The organism is Acinetobacter sp. ANC_7655 (assembly GCF_056784015.1).
Map to the genome: position 1 here is coordinate 14,189 of NZ_JBWYJB010000005.1, position 19,168 is coordinate 33,356.

At 39.7% G+C, this 19,168-nt stretch carries 11 protein-coding genes; 3 read left to right on the top strand and 8 right to left on the bottom strand.

What is annotated here, in order from left to right; genetic code table 11:
• Positions 1-52: 52 nt before the first annotated feature.
• Together pnp and rpsO are read right to left on the bottom strand one after the other, a co-directional pair.
• Positions 53-2,140 carry a polyribonucleotide nucleotidyltransferase gene (gene pnp, locus AC1M9N_RS07275; protein WP_481589200.1) on the bottom strand — a complete coding sequence of 696 codons (2,088 nt, stop codon included), beginning with the start codon at positions 2,138-2,140 and terminating at the stop codon, positions 53-55.
• 242 nt (positions 2,141-2,382) lie between these two features.
• Positions 2,383-2,652: a 30S ribosomal protein S15 gene (rpsO, locus tag AC1M9N_RS07280; RefSeq protein WP_035264047.1), complete on the bottom strand. Its 270-nt coding sequence runs from the start codon at positions 2,650-2,652 to the stop codon at positions 2,383-2,385.
• A gap of 249 nt (positions 2,653-2,901) precedes the next feature.
• On the opposite strand from rpsO, the gene AC1M9N_RS07285 reads away from it, so the two are divergent.
• Positions 2,902-4,197, top strand: coding sequence for a serine hydrolase domain-containing protein (locus AC1M9N_RS07285; RefSeq protein WP_092767411.1), 1,296 nt, complete (start codon positions 2,902-2,904; stop codon positions 4,195-4,197).
• A 64-nt stretch (positions 4,198-4,261) separates the two neighbouring features.
• Here the strand turns inward: AC1M9N_RS07285 and AC1M9N_RS07290 are convergent, their stop codons facing one another.
• The 5 genes from AC1M9N_RS07290 to AC1M9N_RS07310 all read right to left on the bottom strand — a co-directional run bounded on the left by AC1M9N_RS07290 (position 4,262) and on the right by AC1M9N_RS07310 (position 15,906).
• Positions 4,262-5,728, bottom strand: coding sequence for a S8 family peptidase (locus AC1M9N_RS07290; RefSeq protein ID WP_092767230.1), 1,467 nt, complete (start codon positions 5,726-5,728; stop codon positions 4,262-4,264).
• A gap of 42 nt (positions 5,729-5,770) precedes the next feature.
• The gene (locus tag AC1M9N_RS07295) at positions 5,771-6,058 is read right to left on the bottom strand and encodes a hypothetical protein (RefSeq protein ID WP_481954511.1); all 288 of its coding nucleotides are present in this window, start codon (positions 6,056-6,058) and stop codon (positions 5,771-5,773) included.
• Positions 6,059-6,664: 606 nt separating this feature from the next.
• Positions 6,665-8,434 (bottom strand): exodeoxyribonuclease V subunit alpha, encoded by a 1,770-nt coding sequence (gene recD, locus AC1M9N_RS07300; protein WP_481954512.1) that lies wholly within the window; start codon positions 8,432-8,434, stop codon positions 6,665-6,667.
• 87 nt (positions 8,435-8,521) lie between these two features.
• Positions 8,522-12,241, bottom strand: coding sequence for a UvrD-helicase domain-containing protein (locus tag AC1M9N_RS07305; RefSeq protein WP_481954513.1), 3,720 nt, complete (start codon positions 12,239-12,241; stop codon positions 8,522-8,524).
• A complete protein-coding gene (locus tag AC1M9N_RS07310) occupies positions 12,238-15,906 on the bottom strand; it encodes an exodeoxyribonuclease V subunit gamma (RefSeq protein WP_481954514.1) in 3,669 nt (1,222 codons plus the stop codon). The genes AC1M9N_RS07305 and AC1M9N_RS07310 overlap by 4 nt, the downstream gene beginning before the upstream one ends.
• Before the next feature lie 187 nt (positions 15,907-16,093).
• Here AC1M9N_RS07310 and AC1M9N_RS07315 point away from each other — a divergent pair, with 187 nt between their 5' ends.
• Complete coding sequence (locus AC1M9N_RS07315; protein WP_035264037.1) at positions 16,094-16,606, top strand: hypothetical protein; 513 nt, start codon at positions 16,094-16,096, stop codon at positions 16,604-16,606.
• A gap of 64 nt (positions 16,607-16,670) precedes the next feature.
• Here AC1M9N_RS07315 and pap read toward each other — a convergent pair whose 3' ends face one another.
• Complete coding sequence (pap, locus tag AC1M9N_RS07320) at positions 16,671-18,125, bottom strand: polyphosphate:AMP phosphotransferase (RefSeq protein ID WP_481607857.1); 1,455 nt, start codon at positions 18,123-18,125, stop codon at positions 16,671-16,673.
• A gap of 193 nt (positions 18,126-18,318) precedes the next feature.
• On the opposite strand from pap, the gene AC1M9N_RS07325 reads away from it, so the two are divergent.
• Positions 18,319-19,029, top strand: a complete 711-nt coding sequence (locus AC1M9N_RS07325; RefSeq protein ID WP_481954515.1) for a DUF8198 family protein — start codon at positions 18,319-18,321, stop codon at positions 19,027-19,029.
• Positions 19,030-19,168 lie beyond the last annotated feature (139 nt).

A 19,168-nucleotide genomic window follows, 5' to 3' on the forward strand; every position in this document is an offset into this window, starting at 1 on the left:
TAACACTCGTTTAAACGAAGCACCACACAAGGCTTAGAATTAGCTTAAATGATTAAGCTTGTTCAATGTCTTTCATTGTAAGTTTGATACGACCACGGTTATCAACATCCGCAACTTGTACCTTAACTTCTTGACCTTCAGTAAGAACGTCTGTCACATTCGCAATACGCTCGTTCGAGATTTGTGAAATGTGAAGCAAGCCATCAGTACCAGGAAGGATATTGACGAACGCACCGAATTCAACGATACGAATGACTTTACCTGTGTAAATTGTACCTGGTTCAATTTCTGCTGTAAGCGCTTGGATTTTCGCTACTGCAGCCATTGCCGCTGCTTTAGTTTCACCAAATACACGTACTGTACCGTTATCTTCGATATCGATCGCTGCTTTGGTTTCTTCAGTGATTTGACGAATAGTTGCGCCGCCTTTACCAATCACGTCACGGATCTTATCAGGATTGATGCTGATCACTTGGAATGTTGGTGCGTGCATTGAGATTTCAGGACGAGCACGTGAAATCACTTGATTCATCTCATTCAAGATATGCATACGACCTGCATACGCTTGATTCAATGCAACTTCCATGATCTCTTCAGTAATACCTTCGATCTTGATGTCCATTTGAAGTGCAGTAATACCGTTTGCAGAACCTGCTACTTTAAAGTCCATGTCGCCAAGGTGATCCTCGTCGCCTAGAATGTCTGAAAGAACTGCGAAACGTTCACCTTCTTTCACTAGACCCATTGCAATACCTGCAACTGGCGCTTTAAGTGGAACACCTGCATCCATAAGTGATAAAGAAGCACCACACACAGACGCCATTGAAGACGAACCATTCGATTCAGTGATGTCAGATACGATACGAATCACGTACGGGAAGCGATCAGCTGGTGGAAGAACTGCTTGAACACCACGACGTGCCAAACGACCATGACCAATTTCACGACGTTTAGGACCAGATTCACGACCAGTTTCACCTACAGAGTATGCAGGGAAGTTGTAGTGAAGCATGAAGTTATCAGTTTTTGTACCCGCTAAGGTATCTACCATCAAGGCATCACGTGTATTACCTAAAGTCGTCGTTACTAACGCTTGAGTTTCACCACGTGTGAACAATGCAGAACCATGAGCGCGATCTAATACGCCCACTTGTACGTCGATTGCACGAACAGTTTTAGTATCACGACCATCAATACGTGGTTTACCAGACAAGATATTGTCACGAACTGTACGATATTTAAGGTCTTCAAATAATTCGTTAACTTCGTCAGCAATACCTGTTTCATCATTTTCAGGAACGAATTGCGCAATTGCTTCAGCATGAAGTGCATCAAGTGCTGCATAACGGTCTTGCTTAACCGCAATCGTGTATGCTTCAGAGATTTTCGCTTCAAAAGCTGCTTTCAATTGACTACGAAGGTCTTCGTTTTTCGCTGGAGCAACCCAGTCAGATTCCTTCGCGCCAGCAGCTGCAGCAAATTCTTTGATCGCTTGAATTGCAATTTGCATTTCGTCGTGACCGAACAATACAGCACCAAGCATTTGGTCTTCTGAAAGTTCTTTCGCTTCAGATTCAACCATAAGAACAGCAGCTTCTGTACCTGCAACCACAAGGTCAAGGTCAGATTGAGCAAGTTGTTCATGACTTGGGTTAAGAACGTATTCACCGTTAATTAAACCAACGCGTGCAGCACCAATTGGACCACGGAATGGTGTACCTGCAATTGCGAGTGCAGCAGAGGTACCTAACATTGCAGCAATATCAGCTTCCATAGTTTTGTCAGATGATACAACTGTTGCAGTCACTTGGATTTCGTTGTAATAACCTTCTGGGAACAACGGACGAATTGGGCGGTCGATCAAACGTGAAATTAAAGTTTCAGCTTCAGATGCACGGCCTTCACGCTTACCATAACCACCTGGGATACGACCTGCAGCATATTGTTTTTCTTGGTAGTTAACAGTCAGTGGGAAAAAGTCTTGACCTGCTTTCGCAGTCGGTTGAGCAACAACAGCAACCAATACAGTCACACCACCCATGGTAATCACTACTGTATTTGCTTGACGCGCCACACGGCCTGTTTCAAGCACAACTTGGTGCTGACCGAATTGGAATTCTTTACGAATAATATTAAACATCGACATGTTCTATTTTTTCCTGATTTTATTCTAGTGGAGACCCCTAAGGTTTGGCATTCACAACACAGGTTTTAAATGACAAAGCTTAGAAGCCGACCTCACTAGAAACACTATTTTTAAACACAAAGAAGGAGCGAAACTATTCGCCCCTTCCCCATGATCTAGTCGAAACTAGATCGCCTTTAGTTTTCAGCAATACAGCATTCAACATGCAATAATCCGAAAATAAAGTTTAAATCGAATTAACGACGTAAACCTAAAGCAGCAATCAAATCGCTGTAACGAGTAGCATCTTTACCTTTAAGGTAGTCAAGAAGCTTACGACGTTGGTTAACCATACGGATAAGACCGCGACGGCTATGGTGGTCGTGTTTGTGCTCTTTGAAGTGACCTTGTAAGTCATTGATTTGAGCAGATAAAAGAGCTACTTGAACTTCTGGTGAACCAGTGTCGTTTTCAGCGCGAGCAAATTTAGCAATGATCTCTGCGCGATCTGCGTTTGTTAAAGCCATTCGATTTCTCCGAGATGCTTATTTAAAAGTATTTGATACAAATCAATGACGCTCTTCAAAGCGGAATTGACTGCCGTGCATCACTACAGCAGCGTGCTATTTTAAAGGAACCCCCCTCAAAAAGCAAAATTATCCGCTCAATAACTTCTGGCAGAAACAATCATCAATTCATGTCGTTAAAGATACTGACTTTTGTTTTTTGGCAGGGCAAACTTGCCTGTTATAAAAACAATGAAACATGGAATGAACGTGAAATTACTCTCTACAAATACGTGCATAGCACCAAAAGACTTAACTACGATCACTCGTCATAAAGACGAAGTTGCGCCAGAACTTGGGGGAATGACGCAACAGCAAATTGATAAAATTTGGCACAGTGTTGAAGCACTTTATCGTACTGGCAATCATCCAATGATCAGTATGTGTTTACGTCGCAAGGGTCAGATATTAATTAATCGCAGTATTGGTTACACAGAACTTGGTCCAAACTATCAAACAGACCCTTCTAAAGTTGCGACACCAGAAACACCGGTCTGTATGTTTTCTGCCTCTAAAATCGTTAATGCCATGTTAGTGCATTTGTTAGATCAACAAGGGAAAATTAACTTACTTGATCCAGTGAGTCGCTATATTCCAGAGTTTGGTGTTAACGGTAAACGACGCGCCACCATATTTCATTTGTTATCACACCGTGGCGGTATTCCTAAAATTGAAACTGAGGTCACTCCAGAGCTTTTATTTGATCGTCAAGGGATCCTGGAGCATCTTTATGCAGCAAAACCGATTGCACCCGTAGGCTCGCAACTCTCTTATCATGCTGTAACTGCTGGATATATTTTAGGAGAATTGGTTGAACGTGTAACAGGACAAGATATTCGTGATTACTTGCACGAACATATTGAAAAACCAATGAATTTACCTTTCTTCAACTATGGTTTAAAACCAGAACTACGTCATTTAGTTGCAAAAAATTATCCAACTGGGATTCACCCTGTTTTGGGGACTGACCTATATCTCAATCGTGTATTAGGCGGAGGACTGCAACTGGCAGTGGATGTCACCAATGATCCCCGTTTTATGGATACCGTCTGCCCTGCAGGAAATATTTATACCAGTGCTGAACAAGCCAATCGTTTTTTTGAAATGTTACTTAATGGTGGTCGTTATCAAGATCAGCAAATTATCAATTCAGAAACGGTCTTCAGAGCAACACTCCCTACATCCAATACAACAATAGACCGTAACCTTTTAGCACCTATGCGTTATGCACTTGGTCCGATGTTAGGCAGTAATCCAATCGGTGTATTTGGCCCAAATACTGGACAAGCTTTTGGTCATCTAGGTTTCTCGAATATTTTATGTTGGGCAGATCCTCAACGGGATATCAGTGTATCGTTCTTAAATACAGGGAAATCTGTGTTAGGCACACATTTAGCCGCTTTAGCAAAAGTGCTATATCAAATATCCAACCAATGCCCAAGTATTCCTAAGGAAAAAAGACGCGCGTTATTTGGAACTGATCAATCTGAAACTGAACGTGTTTAATATCAATGTAAAAAAGGCATCATTTAGATGCCTTTTTTTAAAGTTTTCATCTATTAGCTATTAATTAACCAGTGCAGATTGTCACAAAAAAGAAAGTACGACAGTTACGTTTTGGTGCTGGCGTTGGTGTTGGCGTAGGAGTTGGCGTCACTACAGGTGGGTCAATAACAGGGGGTTGTGGTGCTGGAGTAGATGGAGCACCATTTAACGCAGCAATTAAATTCAAACGAGGTGTTCGAATTGAGTTACGATGATCCGTAACCAAAGTTCCCGTAGACGTCATACGTGCAACAATTTGATCCAGAGATTCATTCGGGAAAGCATTATTCGCACGTAACACAGCAACAGCACCAGCAATGTGAGGTGCAGCCATTGAAGTACCATCCATTGTATATCCACCAGCGGTGATACGTGAACCAGGCGCCAATAAAGTTAAATTACGACTAGAGTTACTGAAACACGTTACTTTGTCGCTATAAGTTGCACTGTCAGAGCAATTGCTAAATGCAATCGAACCTACGTTAGCATCATAAACTGCCCCTACACTGACTGCACCCGCAGTACATGCTGGATAGGATATACCACTCAGATGGCCATCATTGCCAGATGCAACTACTGGTAATACCCCATAGCCTCTCAACTTCGAAAAAGAATCTGTAAGTACGGAACTAGTACAAGTTGAGGAATAACTACGTCCATTACCAATGCTTAAGTTTACTGATTTAATGTTTTTGCTTTGGGCATGGTTCGCTACCCAGTTCAAGGCACCAATTATGTCATAATCGGATGCGCCACCACCAGTTCTAGCTGTACTGCCGGTGAACACATCAAGCATCACAATTTTTGCATCTGGTGCAACTTTAGAAGCAATTGCTGCAACGTTAGTTCCATGTCCATTAACATCTAATTCTAATGTATCGTCTTCTTGAGCAATTTCAATAGAATCCGAAACTTTGCAAGTGGATGATGGTACACCTGGCGCTGTACAATTACCAAAGTCTGAATGGTGGTAATTAATACCTGTATCTAAGATAGCAATTGTTGTCCCCGCACCAGTATAGCCTTGCGCAGCTGCAGGCACTTGACCAATTAATGGTAGACTTTGAGATGCTGTCGTATAAGAAATATTATTTGGATAAATTGCTTTTACATTCGGGTCATTCAATAAGCTTACGAGCGTGTCACGCTTTTGAACGCGATGAAAACTATATGGTAAGGCATTATAATCGCGTAGTAATTGAATACCACCTAAACGCTTAAAGTTCGATTGAATCGATTGCTTCTTTTGAGCAAGATGTTCACGAAGTTGAGCGCGATTATTTTCTAAATGATTAATGTCAATATGATATTCAACGATTAGATCATTTGAACTGTTGTTCAATAATGCCGACAGATTAATACCACCTTTCGACACTTTTTGTTTTGCCTGATTGTTCAATTTAGCGTTAGCTGCTACAGGACTCATTTGAGCCATTGCAGTACCGACCATCAAAACACTCAAACATGCGCTTAATGATAAAGTTTTAAACATAATTGTTCTCCGTTGTTATGTTTTTAGTGCGCAGGGTAAAAATTACACTTGATTGGCTGGATCAGTTTCTGGATCAATAGGCTTAATCGAAAAATCGCTCTTCGGATCTACTAAATCTGGAGAATCAGTAACAGGCATCTTCTCAGACTCATTTAAATCTTCGACTTTATCTTCGTTAGGCGATATTGGCGTTTGCTGTCCACGCTCAGAAGCAGATAAAAAATCAATCTGAGCGACTGAGGAACTAGTTTGATCTGCAGGCTTAAAACATTTATACAACCCAAACAGAACAAGACTCACCAAAATGATTAAAATTATGAATTTTTTCATGGTTTTTTTATAAAGTGATAATTTTTACTCACTTTAATAGAATCATTAAGTCAAAACAAGTATAAAGATGCCTAAAAATTAAAATTGAGATAAACGGTTAAAAAAGGCCCTATGACAAGTCATAGGGCCTTTTTTGCGCTGTAGATTCTTATATTTTAGTTATGATTCTGTTATTTATATTTTTATTGTAAGTGCTGCACACACATTTATTATTAATACGGTCCTTGTTCTTAAGGTTTCATTTCCTTATATGACTATTTTGCCAGATTCATTATGCAACACAAGTCGCAGTTTTCTGATCTTTATGTAAGAAATTACGTACATTATGTAATCAATTTAATCTTATATGTATATAAAAAAGCCCTGTAGTCTCTCCCAAAACTACAAGGCTTAGCGGCTGTAAGTTTCCTCTTTTATCACTTACATCATTGTAAGTTCGCAGTCTCTCGACTATAAATTATTGTAATTATGCGATATTGCTCAACTTTCCGTGTTGAACCTTTTATGCAAGCAATCATCGCAAAAAATTGTACGAAGCTCTATGCGCCAATTTCTCGAATCCTTGTAAGATATTTCCTACAAAGGTTTTCTATTTTCAACCAATCGTTAAATATTAGATATAAATAAAGTGTTTAATTTATTCAATAAACCTGTTTTTCTTATTGTTTTAATGTTTATTGCCTCAAATAAAGCATCAGTATCCACCAATAAACTGACTGCTTTTTTTGCCCTCGTAATCGCGGTATACAATAATTCTTGGCTCAATAGACGTGATGCAAACTCATCTAATACAACTGCAGTGTGTTTAAATTCAGAACCTTGCGACTTATGAATGCTCAGCGCATAACAGGTTTGCATTGACTTTGGTAAACGTGATGCTGGAAACCATTGGTCAAGACTTGGAAAATATACTTCAAATTGATCAGCAAACTGGCGATGTCTGAGACATATCCCAATATCACCATTAGAAAGCCCGAGTTGATAATCGTTATATGTCATCATGACAGGGCGACCAATATACCAAAGGTCGTGTCGTGATATCCGCATGTGCTGAAATAGCTCCCTTTCAATTTCATCATTCAAACGATTCAATCCCAAATGTCCATGTCTCACTGCAGCTAAGATCCTATAATCATCAAATTTTTGGATAATTTCAGCCACATCCTGCTGCTGATATCCATTTCTGACATAAAGGTTGAGTGCTTTAAAGTAATCCGTAAACCCCGAGCTTAATTTAAGGTAATAGGCTTTTAAATCTTGATCTGAATATTCTTTATTCAAATACTCTAGTTGAACAAGATCCTCTTGAAGCTCAGCTAAATTAATCTGTTGGATTTCAGACGCTCTACAAATCTCCTTCTCAAATTTAGCCAATACATCAACTTTCGAGCTTTGTGGTGAGCATTCATGTGATTGGATGAACCTTGCCAAATCACCGATTTTTGCACCTGCTTTGAATCTTCTACTGGTCACTAAATTGACGTGATGGTCTTTAAGCGCTTTTACTTGTTGTAAATCTGCCAATACCATCCCCACATCAACCGAGGCCAACTGCTGTGCATCCCCTAACAAGATCAAACGACATTGGTCTGGAATTGCTTCAAAAAGCATCGTCGCGAGATTGAGATCGAGCATTGAGGCTTCATCAATCACCACCACATCATAGGGTAATGGCTTTTTCAGACTGTATTTAGGTTGAGCGCTATGCCCTAAACCCAGAAGACGGTGAATCGTTAACGTATTTTGCTGCTTTAAGTGGGCAATATCCAAACCCATATTGAGCATTGCATCGTCATTTAATGAGTTTTGCAATGCTTCTTTCATTCGCTGTGCAGCTTTCCCTGTCGGTGCAGCCATTGCGATTCTTAACTGATGATTCGACTCATTTAATACGGCAATAATACGCGCTAGAGTATACGTTTTCCCTGTACCCGGACCACCTGTAATCATACTCAGCGCTTGCCTTGATACTATTTCTAAGGCTTGCTTTTGAAATGGATCGATTAATAATTTTTCATATTTTGTGCAATCTACAGGCACTATCGTTTGCTGCTTTAAACGATAAACTTGTTGAGCTAAACGCTGCTCTAATTGCCAATAGCGATATAAATACAAATAGTTCTGATCATAAACAAAAGGCGCGACCTGTTGTTCTGCAAGCTCTGCGCTCACGAGCAACTTACTCAGATCTTGGATAACCTCCCCTTTCAAATCAATACAACTATCGCCGACAGTAGATGCCATCAGAACTTGTTCAATGGTGTTAATGGATTGTTCATTTAAATCATCTGATGAAAGATACTGATTTAGGATATATTCAGCCCAAGTTGTTACCCATTGAGGAACATCAACTTTTTCATTCTGGTTAATTTCCACACAGTTATCCTCATAGTTATCTACACATTTATCATCAATATTATCCACAAGATAAATTAATGATTAATAATAAATTCATTTAAATATTCATGCTATTTTGCTGTTTTTATCCTCAGCAAAATAGCCCAATATTGCATCTAATCTTAGAATAAATTCTGAACTAGGACGCCAATAATTAAATCCATATTGGTCAGTGCCATTCATCCCACGTAAATATAAATAACTGGCACCACCAAGATCTCGATCGATGTTGTAGTCATCAATATGAATACTTAAATAGCGATGTAATGCCACCAAATATAGGGCTGCTTGTAGCCAATAACTTGCATGCGTCATGCTCAGCTGAATAGCTTGAGCTGAATAGTCTTCCACATGATTTCCGAGATAATTACTCTTATAGTCGGCAATGTGATAGCGCTTCCCATCATAATAAACCAAGTCAATTGAACCATTGAGGTAACGTGCTGAATTTGCAGCATTGAATTCGGGCATATTAAGCCCAAACTCTAAAAATAATTGCTGAATACGCTGAATACCAAATATTCGGTCTGCTAAAGCCAAATAGAATGGAAATTCAGCCAAATGTGCTTCAGGTACTAATTGTTTGAGTCGAAATTCAGGTTGAATAGGTGTCTCTAAAACCTCTGCTAACCATTCAGCCATCATTTCTAACAGATGTTGCTCGGCATCATGATGTTGAGGAAAATCTGATTGAAATTTAGCGAATAATTGCTCCCATAAACTCGAATAGGCATTTTTAAAACGGCGGCGAATTTCTAATGTCCAATCTCGGCGATCTTGAAAATCGATATGTTCAAAAATTTCATGTAGGAAATTTCCAGCTAATGTTCCCATCGGAAAATGAGCACGAATCCAACTCAAAGGTTGTTGATGATCCAAATCCTCAAATTGATATGGAGTCACGAGCGTCACAGCATTGACCTCATCACTCGCATGATGTTCAATCATATCTTGAGCCGCCATACGATCTTTAATTTGTTGATGACTCAAATGTTGTGCGAGATAACTAAAACTGGTTTTGGCTCTAGGATAAAAATGAACTTGAGGATATTTCTGCGCAATCATTTGAACAGTATGATGTTCTTTTTTTGCGATTACTTTCTCAGGGCATTGCTCTAAACATGGCTCATCTAAACTGAAAGCATGCTGAAATTGGTTCGCACCATGACCACGCCAAAACGCCAAACCATAAATAGATTGCCCTTTTTGATCACTCATCATTGAATAAACGCGGTGTTGTGCTCGAGTTAAGGCCACATACCATAATCGTCGATGCTCTGCCAAAGCACGTTGGTCATGTTGCTCAACCTCTAATGGTTCCAATAATTCTTCACGCTTTAACGCCACGACACGTTGTGCGACGGACTTTCCAGTTCCATGATCCTGCACTTCACGAATTGAAAAGTTAAGTTCGCTTCGATCTGACAGTTTACGATCTGCGCCAAGCAAGAATACAATCTTAAACTCCAATCCTTTAGATTGGTGAATAGTTAAAAGGTGAACGCCCGCTTGATTACTCAACTGTCTTTCAATTTCCCACTCTCTTTCCATCGGATTTGAAAGCTGCCGCATATACCAATGATAAAGGGTATGCATACCTCTTAACTCATCACTGTTTTGGCTCAACAACTCTGAAATGTGCCGTAGATTGACCACTTCGCGTTCATTGTCATAGCTGAATTGCTCAACCAAGTTTGTCCAAACTTTGAATTCTGTGAGGAAACTTTGCCATGCTGTTAAAAAGCCTTGGCCCATCCACATTTCACGAATTTCTTCAAATTTCGTGATAAATAAACTTAAGCCATCTGCTTGAATTTGAAGTTGCAAAAAACGATGTAAATTAAAACCCATCAATCGTGTAAGTAAAGCTCTCTTTAATTTAGCTTCATCAAATGGATTCATGATGGCTGTCAAAATTGCACCAACATCTCGAGCAATTCCACTTTTGAAGACACTTTTTCGTGAAGGTCGATTTACAGGAATGCCTAACATCAATAAGTGATGATGAACTTTATCTAAATCAGGATTGTTACGAGACAAAACAGCGATATCATCTGCCTGAAGCTCAATACGTTGCCCCTGCTTTTCGAAATATAGCTGACTTTGGGCAGCCTGATTGAGCAAATCCAGTATCTTCCAAGCAACCTGCTCTAACTCGTGTTCCTTATCATTTACTTGAACCCAACGAAGCGGAGCATAATTTTCTAAACCGGATTGGATCAATCCTGGATGCGGTCGAGTACCTGCTGTAACAGGCGTATATTCAACTTGTTCACCAAAATCCATTTGTTGTTGAAACAATGCATCGACGACTTCGACCAATGGTTTCACTGAGCGATGATTATGCACAAGTTGGTAAAAACGCCCTGCTTTAGTTTCAACATCTTGATATGCTTTTAGGAACGTGAGCATGTCTCCACCGCGGAAACCGTAGATCGCTTGCTTACGGTCTCCCACCATAATCATACAACCCTGCTTCACACGACTTGGATGTCTCCAAATCTGCGCCAACATATCATCTTGATCTTGGTTGGTATCCTGAAACTCATCCACTAAAATAAGTGGGTAACGCGCGTGAACGTACTTTGCAAACTCCTGACCTTGCGCTCCCTGCAGTGCTTCGGCCAAAGTTCGAATTTGCTGTGAAAATGTGGTTTCGGATTTTTGCTGTAGCAATTCTGGCAGACGTTGTTTTACTTGCTGCGCTAAATAATATTGTAAATAACTCTCCAAATGCTCGAGTTGTTGGTTGAGCTTATCAAAGTGTTTAAAAAACTCAGCAAGTTCAACAATAATAGGATGTTGCTCAAATGCCGCCAAAACATCGACGGGACATTTATTGAGAACTTTTTTTCTCAATTCATTCAACTGACTAAGATGAGTGCTGAGATGCGACGCAAAAATGACTTCAATGCCTTGGGATTTAACTTGATCAAGGAATTCAGGCAACAACTGCGTGAGTGTAATTTTTAATTTATCTTGATCGCGCCACTTCTTTGCGACTACAGCATAATACTGCCCTTCAGGATCATAAAAGTCTATTAATGAATCTAGCGTTTCAAGCTCGATCTGTATGAAGCGCTCTGCATGAGTTCTGAAAGCGTCTACATCTATGGTCGGCGCTGGCACTGCTTTGAAATAAGCAGAGGAAAAATTCAAACTCGTTTCAATTAAATCGATATAAGCATCTTGTGACTTAATTTTTTTCTTAAGCAGCAAATAATCTACAGTTGATTGAGGCTGCTGTTGAATCCATGCCCGTAATTCATCATGAATTAACTGAACCGTATATTGTTTTGCATCATTGGTGATTTGCATTCGTTCAATTTTACCGCTCTCAAATGCAAATTCACGAAGAAGCTTTTGGCTAAAGCTATCTAAGGTCCCAACAAAGAGTTCTTCAAGCTGATCTATCACCAATTTTAAACGTGCACATGCATGTGCAATCAAGCCAGAAAATTGATTTAAAATCACTTGATATAAAATATCTGATTCTAATTTTGCACGCGCCTGAACTTGATCTTGAGTTAGCTCACGACATGACTCTAAAAGTCCAAGTACCTCGATTAAACGTGCACGAATTCGACTTTTCAATTCAGCCGCTGCTTTGCGTGTAAATGTCGTCGCAATAATCTGCTTTGGTAAATATTCTTCTAATAAAATTCTGACCATGAGGCTGGAGAGCGTATACGTTTTTCCAGTCCCCGCAGAAGCCTCAATCCAATGCAATCCAGTGAAATGCATATCCACAATTGGCTGATATGAGACTATAGGCTTTTGACTCATATTTCAGCCTCCGATTGATACATATATATCGGCTGATATAAGACATAAGCAAACTGATCACACGCTTGTTTTAATAGGTGCTCAGCATCTAAATCTTGTAAAATATACTGCCAATCTCGGTGCAAATGACTTTCTTCGCTGCCATTTAAACTATAACTCAGAAAGGCATCGCTTTTATTCCACTCATTTAATAGCTTATCGAAGTTGTTTAACTGCTGATGACCCTCTTCATCAGTGACCCATTCTAATGCTTTTCCATCTACCGCAAGTTTCATCAGCAATGCTGCAGGTAAAACGAGAGGCTCTATCTGAGCTTGTTTATATGCATGAATCCATTGGGAAAGCATATCCTTAGCTTGTTTCGTCGTCAGGCCAGTACACATGATGGTTTTATCGCTAAAGATTTGGATGCGCTGCATTTCAGTTGCAAGGTGATCTGGTAAGTCTCGATAACTTAACCAAAGTAAGTATTCTAACCACACATGTGCTCGTCGTTGTGCGCGTGCACTGGATGTTGAAACACTCACCCAACTCGTCTCATCCCCTTGAGGAACGGTCACTTGAAGATGTATATCATCTATTGCTATGACGCGCTGAGTGATTTTGGTCGGCTCATCAATATAGTACTTTTGCCTTTTTAATAACTGCTGATGTTCTAACAGACTCATTTTCAAACTGACTTCTTGTAATTTACCGACAGGAAGCTGGTCACTGAGTAATTCAGTCTGAAGCTTCGAAACATTAGGCTGCTGTTGTAAAAAGTCACGAATAGAGTATCGTGCTAATCCATCTAATAACAGCGGCTCATTCACCTCAGGTAAATCCTGATCCTTTAAATTAGATACGCCTACGGTTTTTAAATAAAGACGCGCAGGAAAACAAATATCTTTGATCCATTGTTCAGCGTCCAAGACCATGATGTCCTGATTCAATTCAAGCGAGGTATTAATCCAAGCCGCTCTATGACCACGTTGATCCTGACGATTGAGGTTAGAAGCCACGGCATACCATTCATCGTCATAGCGCTGATGCTGTTGCTGAAAACCATCAGGATCAAAGGGTTGCAAAGGATGCACCGTATAGAGTGTGCTCAAATTTTGATGAACTTGAATGCCATCTATATCAATGAGAGGATTCGAGGAAGATTGATCTGATGTTTTTATGATCCACGCGAGATGTTGGAGCAATTCCTGAACACTACTTGATGGATCTCGCACTTCACCATCGGCTACATCAAAACCATTATAGAATAGCCAGAGATTATCTTTGGCCAATAACAAAGCGTCTAAAAAAGCACCTTGATCATCATCTAAACGTGATCGATCACCAATCATTGGCTTGAGTAAATCCATTAAATCAAAAGGTAAATGGCTCTCCCGATTTGGAAACTTCCCGCCATCTAAATTCATCATGACAATTAACTTATACGGTATTGGCCGAATCAAACCAATTTGACTAAATGTAATTTGTCCAGTTGGCAATGCATAATCAAGTTGCGATTCAAGGGTGCTTTGGATTTCAGTCAGAATATAGCTCAAAGGCAAACGTATGTTTTTAAGAATGGCTTGATCATGTTCTTCATAGAAATTTGCTAGCGTTAGCATTCTTATTTGCTTTTGAATAATCTCTTTAATCATCTCTAACGAGCTTACACCAGCGCTTTCAAACTCATTAACTTCTAAAATTAAACGATTGAGCCAAAATTCAACATGCTCTGACGTCTCTTGATCATTTTCGATTTCAATCGTCGTGAGCCAATCTCGACGCTCTACAAAGTGCTTATATATTTCAATGAGCGTGGCAATTAAGTGAAAATCACCCGAGTCCACTACATGAGAACTTAAGGTCTCCTGAAACATCGCATGAACTGGAACAGCCACACCCAGCGCCAAACGATCTAAGGCATACTTAAAACTGAACCGATAGTCTTGATCATACTCCGCCAATGTTTTTTGCAAATGTTGCTCATCCAAACCTCGTCGAAATCCCGCTTGTCTCAACAACGATAAGATGCGCTCAGCCCCGTTAATGTCTAAGCAATATCTCACCTGGGTCGCTGCTAAGTTCAACCAATCAGCAAAATCATCAATGGTAAATCGACTTTGTATCAGTTCAATTCGCCCTAACACTGAACGCCATGCCAATACTGTATCTAACTGCGTGATACCAGCTAGCTTTACTGGCAGATAAACACCTGTTGCAGTATTTTTTTGCGGAAACACACTCCGTATCAAAGGCTCAATTTGCTTCAGATCAGGCGCAAGAACTAAAATATCACTCGGACGGCGTGGTGCTTCTGCTGTTGACTGAGCAAGCCATCGGGTCAATTGATCTTTTAAGACTTCAAGCTGTCGTACAGCGGAATGACAAACATGAATGTGGATTGAATCGTCTGCTGGATCTAATACATAACTTTGAGCTTGAGGTTCAACCAAATGTAAAATATCTGATTGCAATTGGCTCAGTAAATGCTGCGGTGCTTCATCCACAAAAGCATCTATCCATTGCCCCTCATCACCCGAGGAAAGGTTAGACAACAGAGAAAAGTGATCACGTGCCTGCTTTCCCATTCGTGTTAATAAGGGATGTCTGGACTCACGTGCCAGCCCATTAAAGCTCAGACTAAAATTCTCAAAAAACTGCTCAACTTCATTATCAGCTGGTTTTCTTTGATGCTTTTGCTGAAACTTTTCGATATATCGCTCTTTGAGCTTTAAGTCATATTGTTTTTTCCAATTCGGATCGACACTATCCGCCCAATATTCTTGTGAGGGATTGTAATGCAAAATCAACACATCAATGTACTGACCCAAACGGCGCAAAAACTGTAATTGACTTGGTGGTAAATCCAAGAGTGTAAAAACGATCAGTTGCTGTGGTAGTTTTTTGAGGGCTATTTTCTGTTGCTGTTCATCACGAAGTACACCCCAAAAATCATGATCAATACTTTGCATTTCAACAAAGTCTTCATGAAAAATATTGAGCCATAACCAACGTTGCCAAGCCTCTAATTGTTGTGCCTGCGAAAATTTAAAACTGGAATCTTGATCATTTAAATATTGTAATTGTTGTTCAATATTGAGTGCTTCATTACGCCCCCATACCTGAATCCAATTTTCAGGACAACGACAATCATATTCACATGCTCGGCGACAATCTGCTCGATAAATCATGTAATTGCTGAACAATTTTGACACTTGATCAGACACCCAATACAACATGCTCATTTTTTTTCGATATTGTTCATTTGACTGTTCAATACGTGCTGCGCTGTCATAGATACGTGTGATTAATGGGAATAAAGGATGTTCAACCTCAAGCTGATTATGCGCACGCTGTATAAAAGGTTTGAGTGCTTGGAAAATACGCCACTTCATAATCAGACGTGGAATATTCGCTTTACGTACTTTATCTTTGTCACTCAAAATTTGCTGGTAGGCATACCATTGAAAGCCACGAATACGTTGATGGAAAAATGTATTTGCACTGATGCCTTGGTGCTCAGATAACCGTTGGGTTAACCACTCTTGCATTGCCGCAGAAGGCACCACAAAATGTTGTTGCTGTAGGACTGCAAATGGGTTGTTCGTGGGACGCTTTTGAGTCGTGATGATGCCTTGTACCAGAACTTCAATGCGCTGACTTTGAATTACATGAATTCCCATAAGGTCCCTTTCACCATTCAACGAACACGTTATGAAGTTGTGTGAACAAAATCATAAACATAAATTACTATACATCTTAATCTGACTATGTCACTTTTACTTTATGACTTTAATAAAACTTTCATCTCGCGCTATGTTCATCATGTGATGGATCGAGAACCATAGACTTTGATTAGGTGATAAATAAATGAAAATTGATAAAATTCCAGAAACAATCGACCCAAATTTAAATTTAGAACAAATTCGAGATGAATGTCTTGAACTCGTCAAAAAACGCTCTTATGTTTCAGCAGGTGTTGCTGTCATTCCTGTGCCCTTTTTAGATGTTGTGATTGACGTAGGTATGTTGTCAATTTTAATTCCAGAAATTAATGCTCGCTTTGGCTTAGCTCCTGAACAAATCAGCGTTTTTGATCCTCAAACCAAAAAAATCCATTGGAACGAACTACGCAAACGCGGTTTCGAGTTTTCTGGTCTAGTCGTGGCTCGTACTGCCGCTAAAGCTTCGCTGAACAATATGGCAGCCAAAGTGTTGACCAAGCAAGTGACTAAGTTTATTCCATTGGGCGGTTCAATTATTGCAGCTAGCTTGGGTTATATTGTCATGAAAAAAGTGGCTGAGGCTCATGTTGAAGAAAGCTATAAACTTGCCAAAAGCATTCAACAAAAACAACAAGCAAATGTTGTGAAATACGCTTAACCCATAAAACCTTATACGTATAAATAAAGCCCTGTAAGGGCTTTATTTATACCTCTCACCAGCTCTAAACATCTACTTTTAATTGTTTCAAAATTGCCTTCAAAATTTCAAGGCGTGCAGTATATTTATCATTGGTAGCAATGATATACCACGGCGCATCTTCGGTATGTGTTCGGTGGAGCATGTCTGCTGCAGCCAATAAATAATCATCCCAACGTTTGCGATTACGCCAATCTTCAGCCGTAATTTTAAAACGCTTATGCGGTGTTTCCTCTCGTGCTTTGAAACGATTGGCTTGCTCTTCTTGACTGATGGCCAACCAAAACTTAATAACGACTGTTTGCGTATCTACTAGATCTTTTTCAAAGCGATTAATCTCATCATATGCACGTTTCCACTCCACATCCGTTGCAAAACCTTCAACTCTTTCCACCAATACACGACCATACCAAGAGCGATCGAAAATCGAGATTTTTTCATCTTCAAGCAGTTTATTCCAAAAACGCCAGAGATAAGGCCGCGCCAATTCATACTTTTCGGGCGCAGAAATGTTATAAATTCCATATTCTCTTGGATCGAGCTTTTTCACAATACGCTTGATCGCACCACCTTTACCTGCGGCATCCATCCCCTCAAAAACGATCACCGTTTTTTGTCCTTCTGCGCGTAATGCTTCAGCGACCTTCTTGGTCAGTTTCTTGAGTTCAGCCTTATACTGATCTTTTTCAAGTACTGCTTCATTGGGGGACGTTAAAATTTCTGGGATATCCGCTTGATGCCATTTTTGGCGCATTTTTTGAGGATGATTTGGCAAATCTTTCAGTCGCGCTAATACAACTTCTGCGAATTTCTGATCACGACATACTTCATCTTCACAATCGATAATGACCCAGTCTTGGGTAAATTTTTGACGCAATCGTTGTACATTTTCATATTGTTTTTTATTGCGCCAATCCAGCCCATGCAATTTATGCCAACGCTGCTCCGAAGGTTCAATTTTATCTAAACGCTTCTGTAATGATTTCCACGATAAATCAAACCAAACTTTCACGACATCAACATGATTATTTTTTAAATCCTGCTCAAAGCTTTGCATTTGCTGCAAATAATTTTCGAACATGGTTTCATCAAATGGTTTTGAAACATGTAAGGATGTGGCTAAAAGATCACTATACCAATTTCCAAACATGACGATCATTTGTCCTTCAGCAGGAATATAACGTGCATAAGGTTGCCAATATGGGATATTCGGCTGAATAAGGTGAGGAGGGTCAGCTTTGACTTTCAAATATCGTGGATCAACCCATTCTCTTAATTGCTTAACCGATTCTCCTTTACCTGCTAACTCAATGCCACTTACCAACACCACTAAGCTTTTGGCATTTTTCTTACCACGTGTATCTTTGAGAGCATATTGCGCTTCAATTAAGTCTAAATTGATCTGATCTGCATCAAATATTTTGTTCTTATCTTCGGGTTGATCAGTATTTTTATCAAATTGTTGTTTTGGTTCAGACATAGCCCACTCAAAATTATTGTATTTTCGACAGTATACGCAAGGAACAGTATCAACTTAAATCTTCAGGTACAATTTATTGCAATTGTCTTCATCCATGACTGACCTGAAAGGTTTTATTTTAGATTTCAACAGTCATAGTCGAGCGCAATCCAACCTATTATGCTTTTTTCAGTCCTTTTAATTGAGCTAGAACATGTCCAAACTTGCTGCATTAGATCAACTTTTAGAACAATACAAACAACTCAATTATCATCAGGATCCGGCACTTAAACAAAGGTTAAATGATGCTCAAAATTGGCTAAAACAGCGCATACTTCACACACATGCTGAGTTATTCGCTGAAGACAAAAATAAGCTGATGGCTCAATATTTTATTAACCGTCTTTATGGTAGCCCTGAATTTGATGACCTAGCATTGCAAATCGAACGTTTACTAAAATACGCACACAAAGCTGAAAAAATCATTCCAGAAAATGCCATTAAAACTGGGTTAAAATCTGTAGGACTGGCGGTCTTGGCGATGCAACTGGATGAACAAGTTGCACAGTATTTACTCCAACATTATCCAAAAGACCAACCCATTACTGATGAAATGATGCGTGAAACTCTAGTGGCTTTAGATCAAGAGCAAGCGCGCCATGAACAACTCAATCTGTTGGATGAGCTCGGTCTGAGTCTGGACAAATACATGCGTTCATTCATCATGCACACAGCGTTTAAAATGTGTAAAGGTGCAGCAAGCAAATATAATTTTGAACTGATGTATGACTTTATTGGTGAAGGCTTTGTCGCTATGAAACCAATGAAATCGGCTGCGACCTTCATTCGGAGTTTTACAGAAAAAGAGCGAATCATCGTGAATAATGTCCACACAGGGAAAGAAAATCCCTTCCAAATCGCTTAATTAAAATTCATCAGCCAAGATTCTGATCAGCCGAAAAAGCGTAAAAGCGTCTGGTCAGAATATCGAAAATAAAAGAACATCTTCTCATTTCATGGATGAAACTTCGCTTTAATTCTGTATATTATTCATATCAATTGCA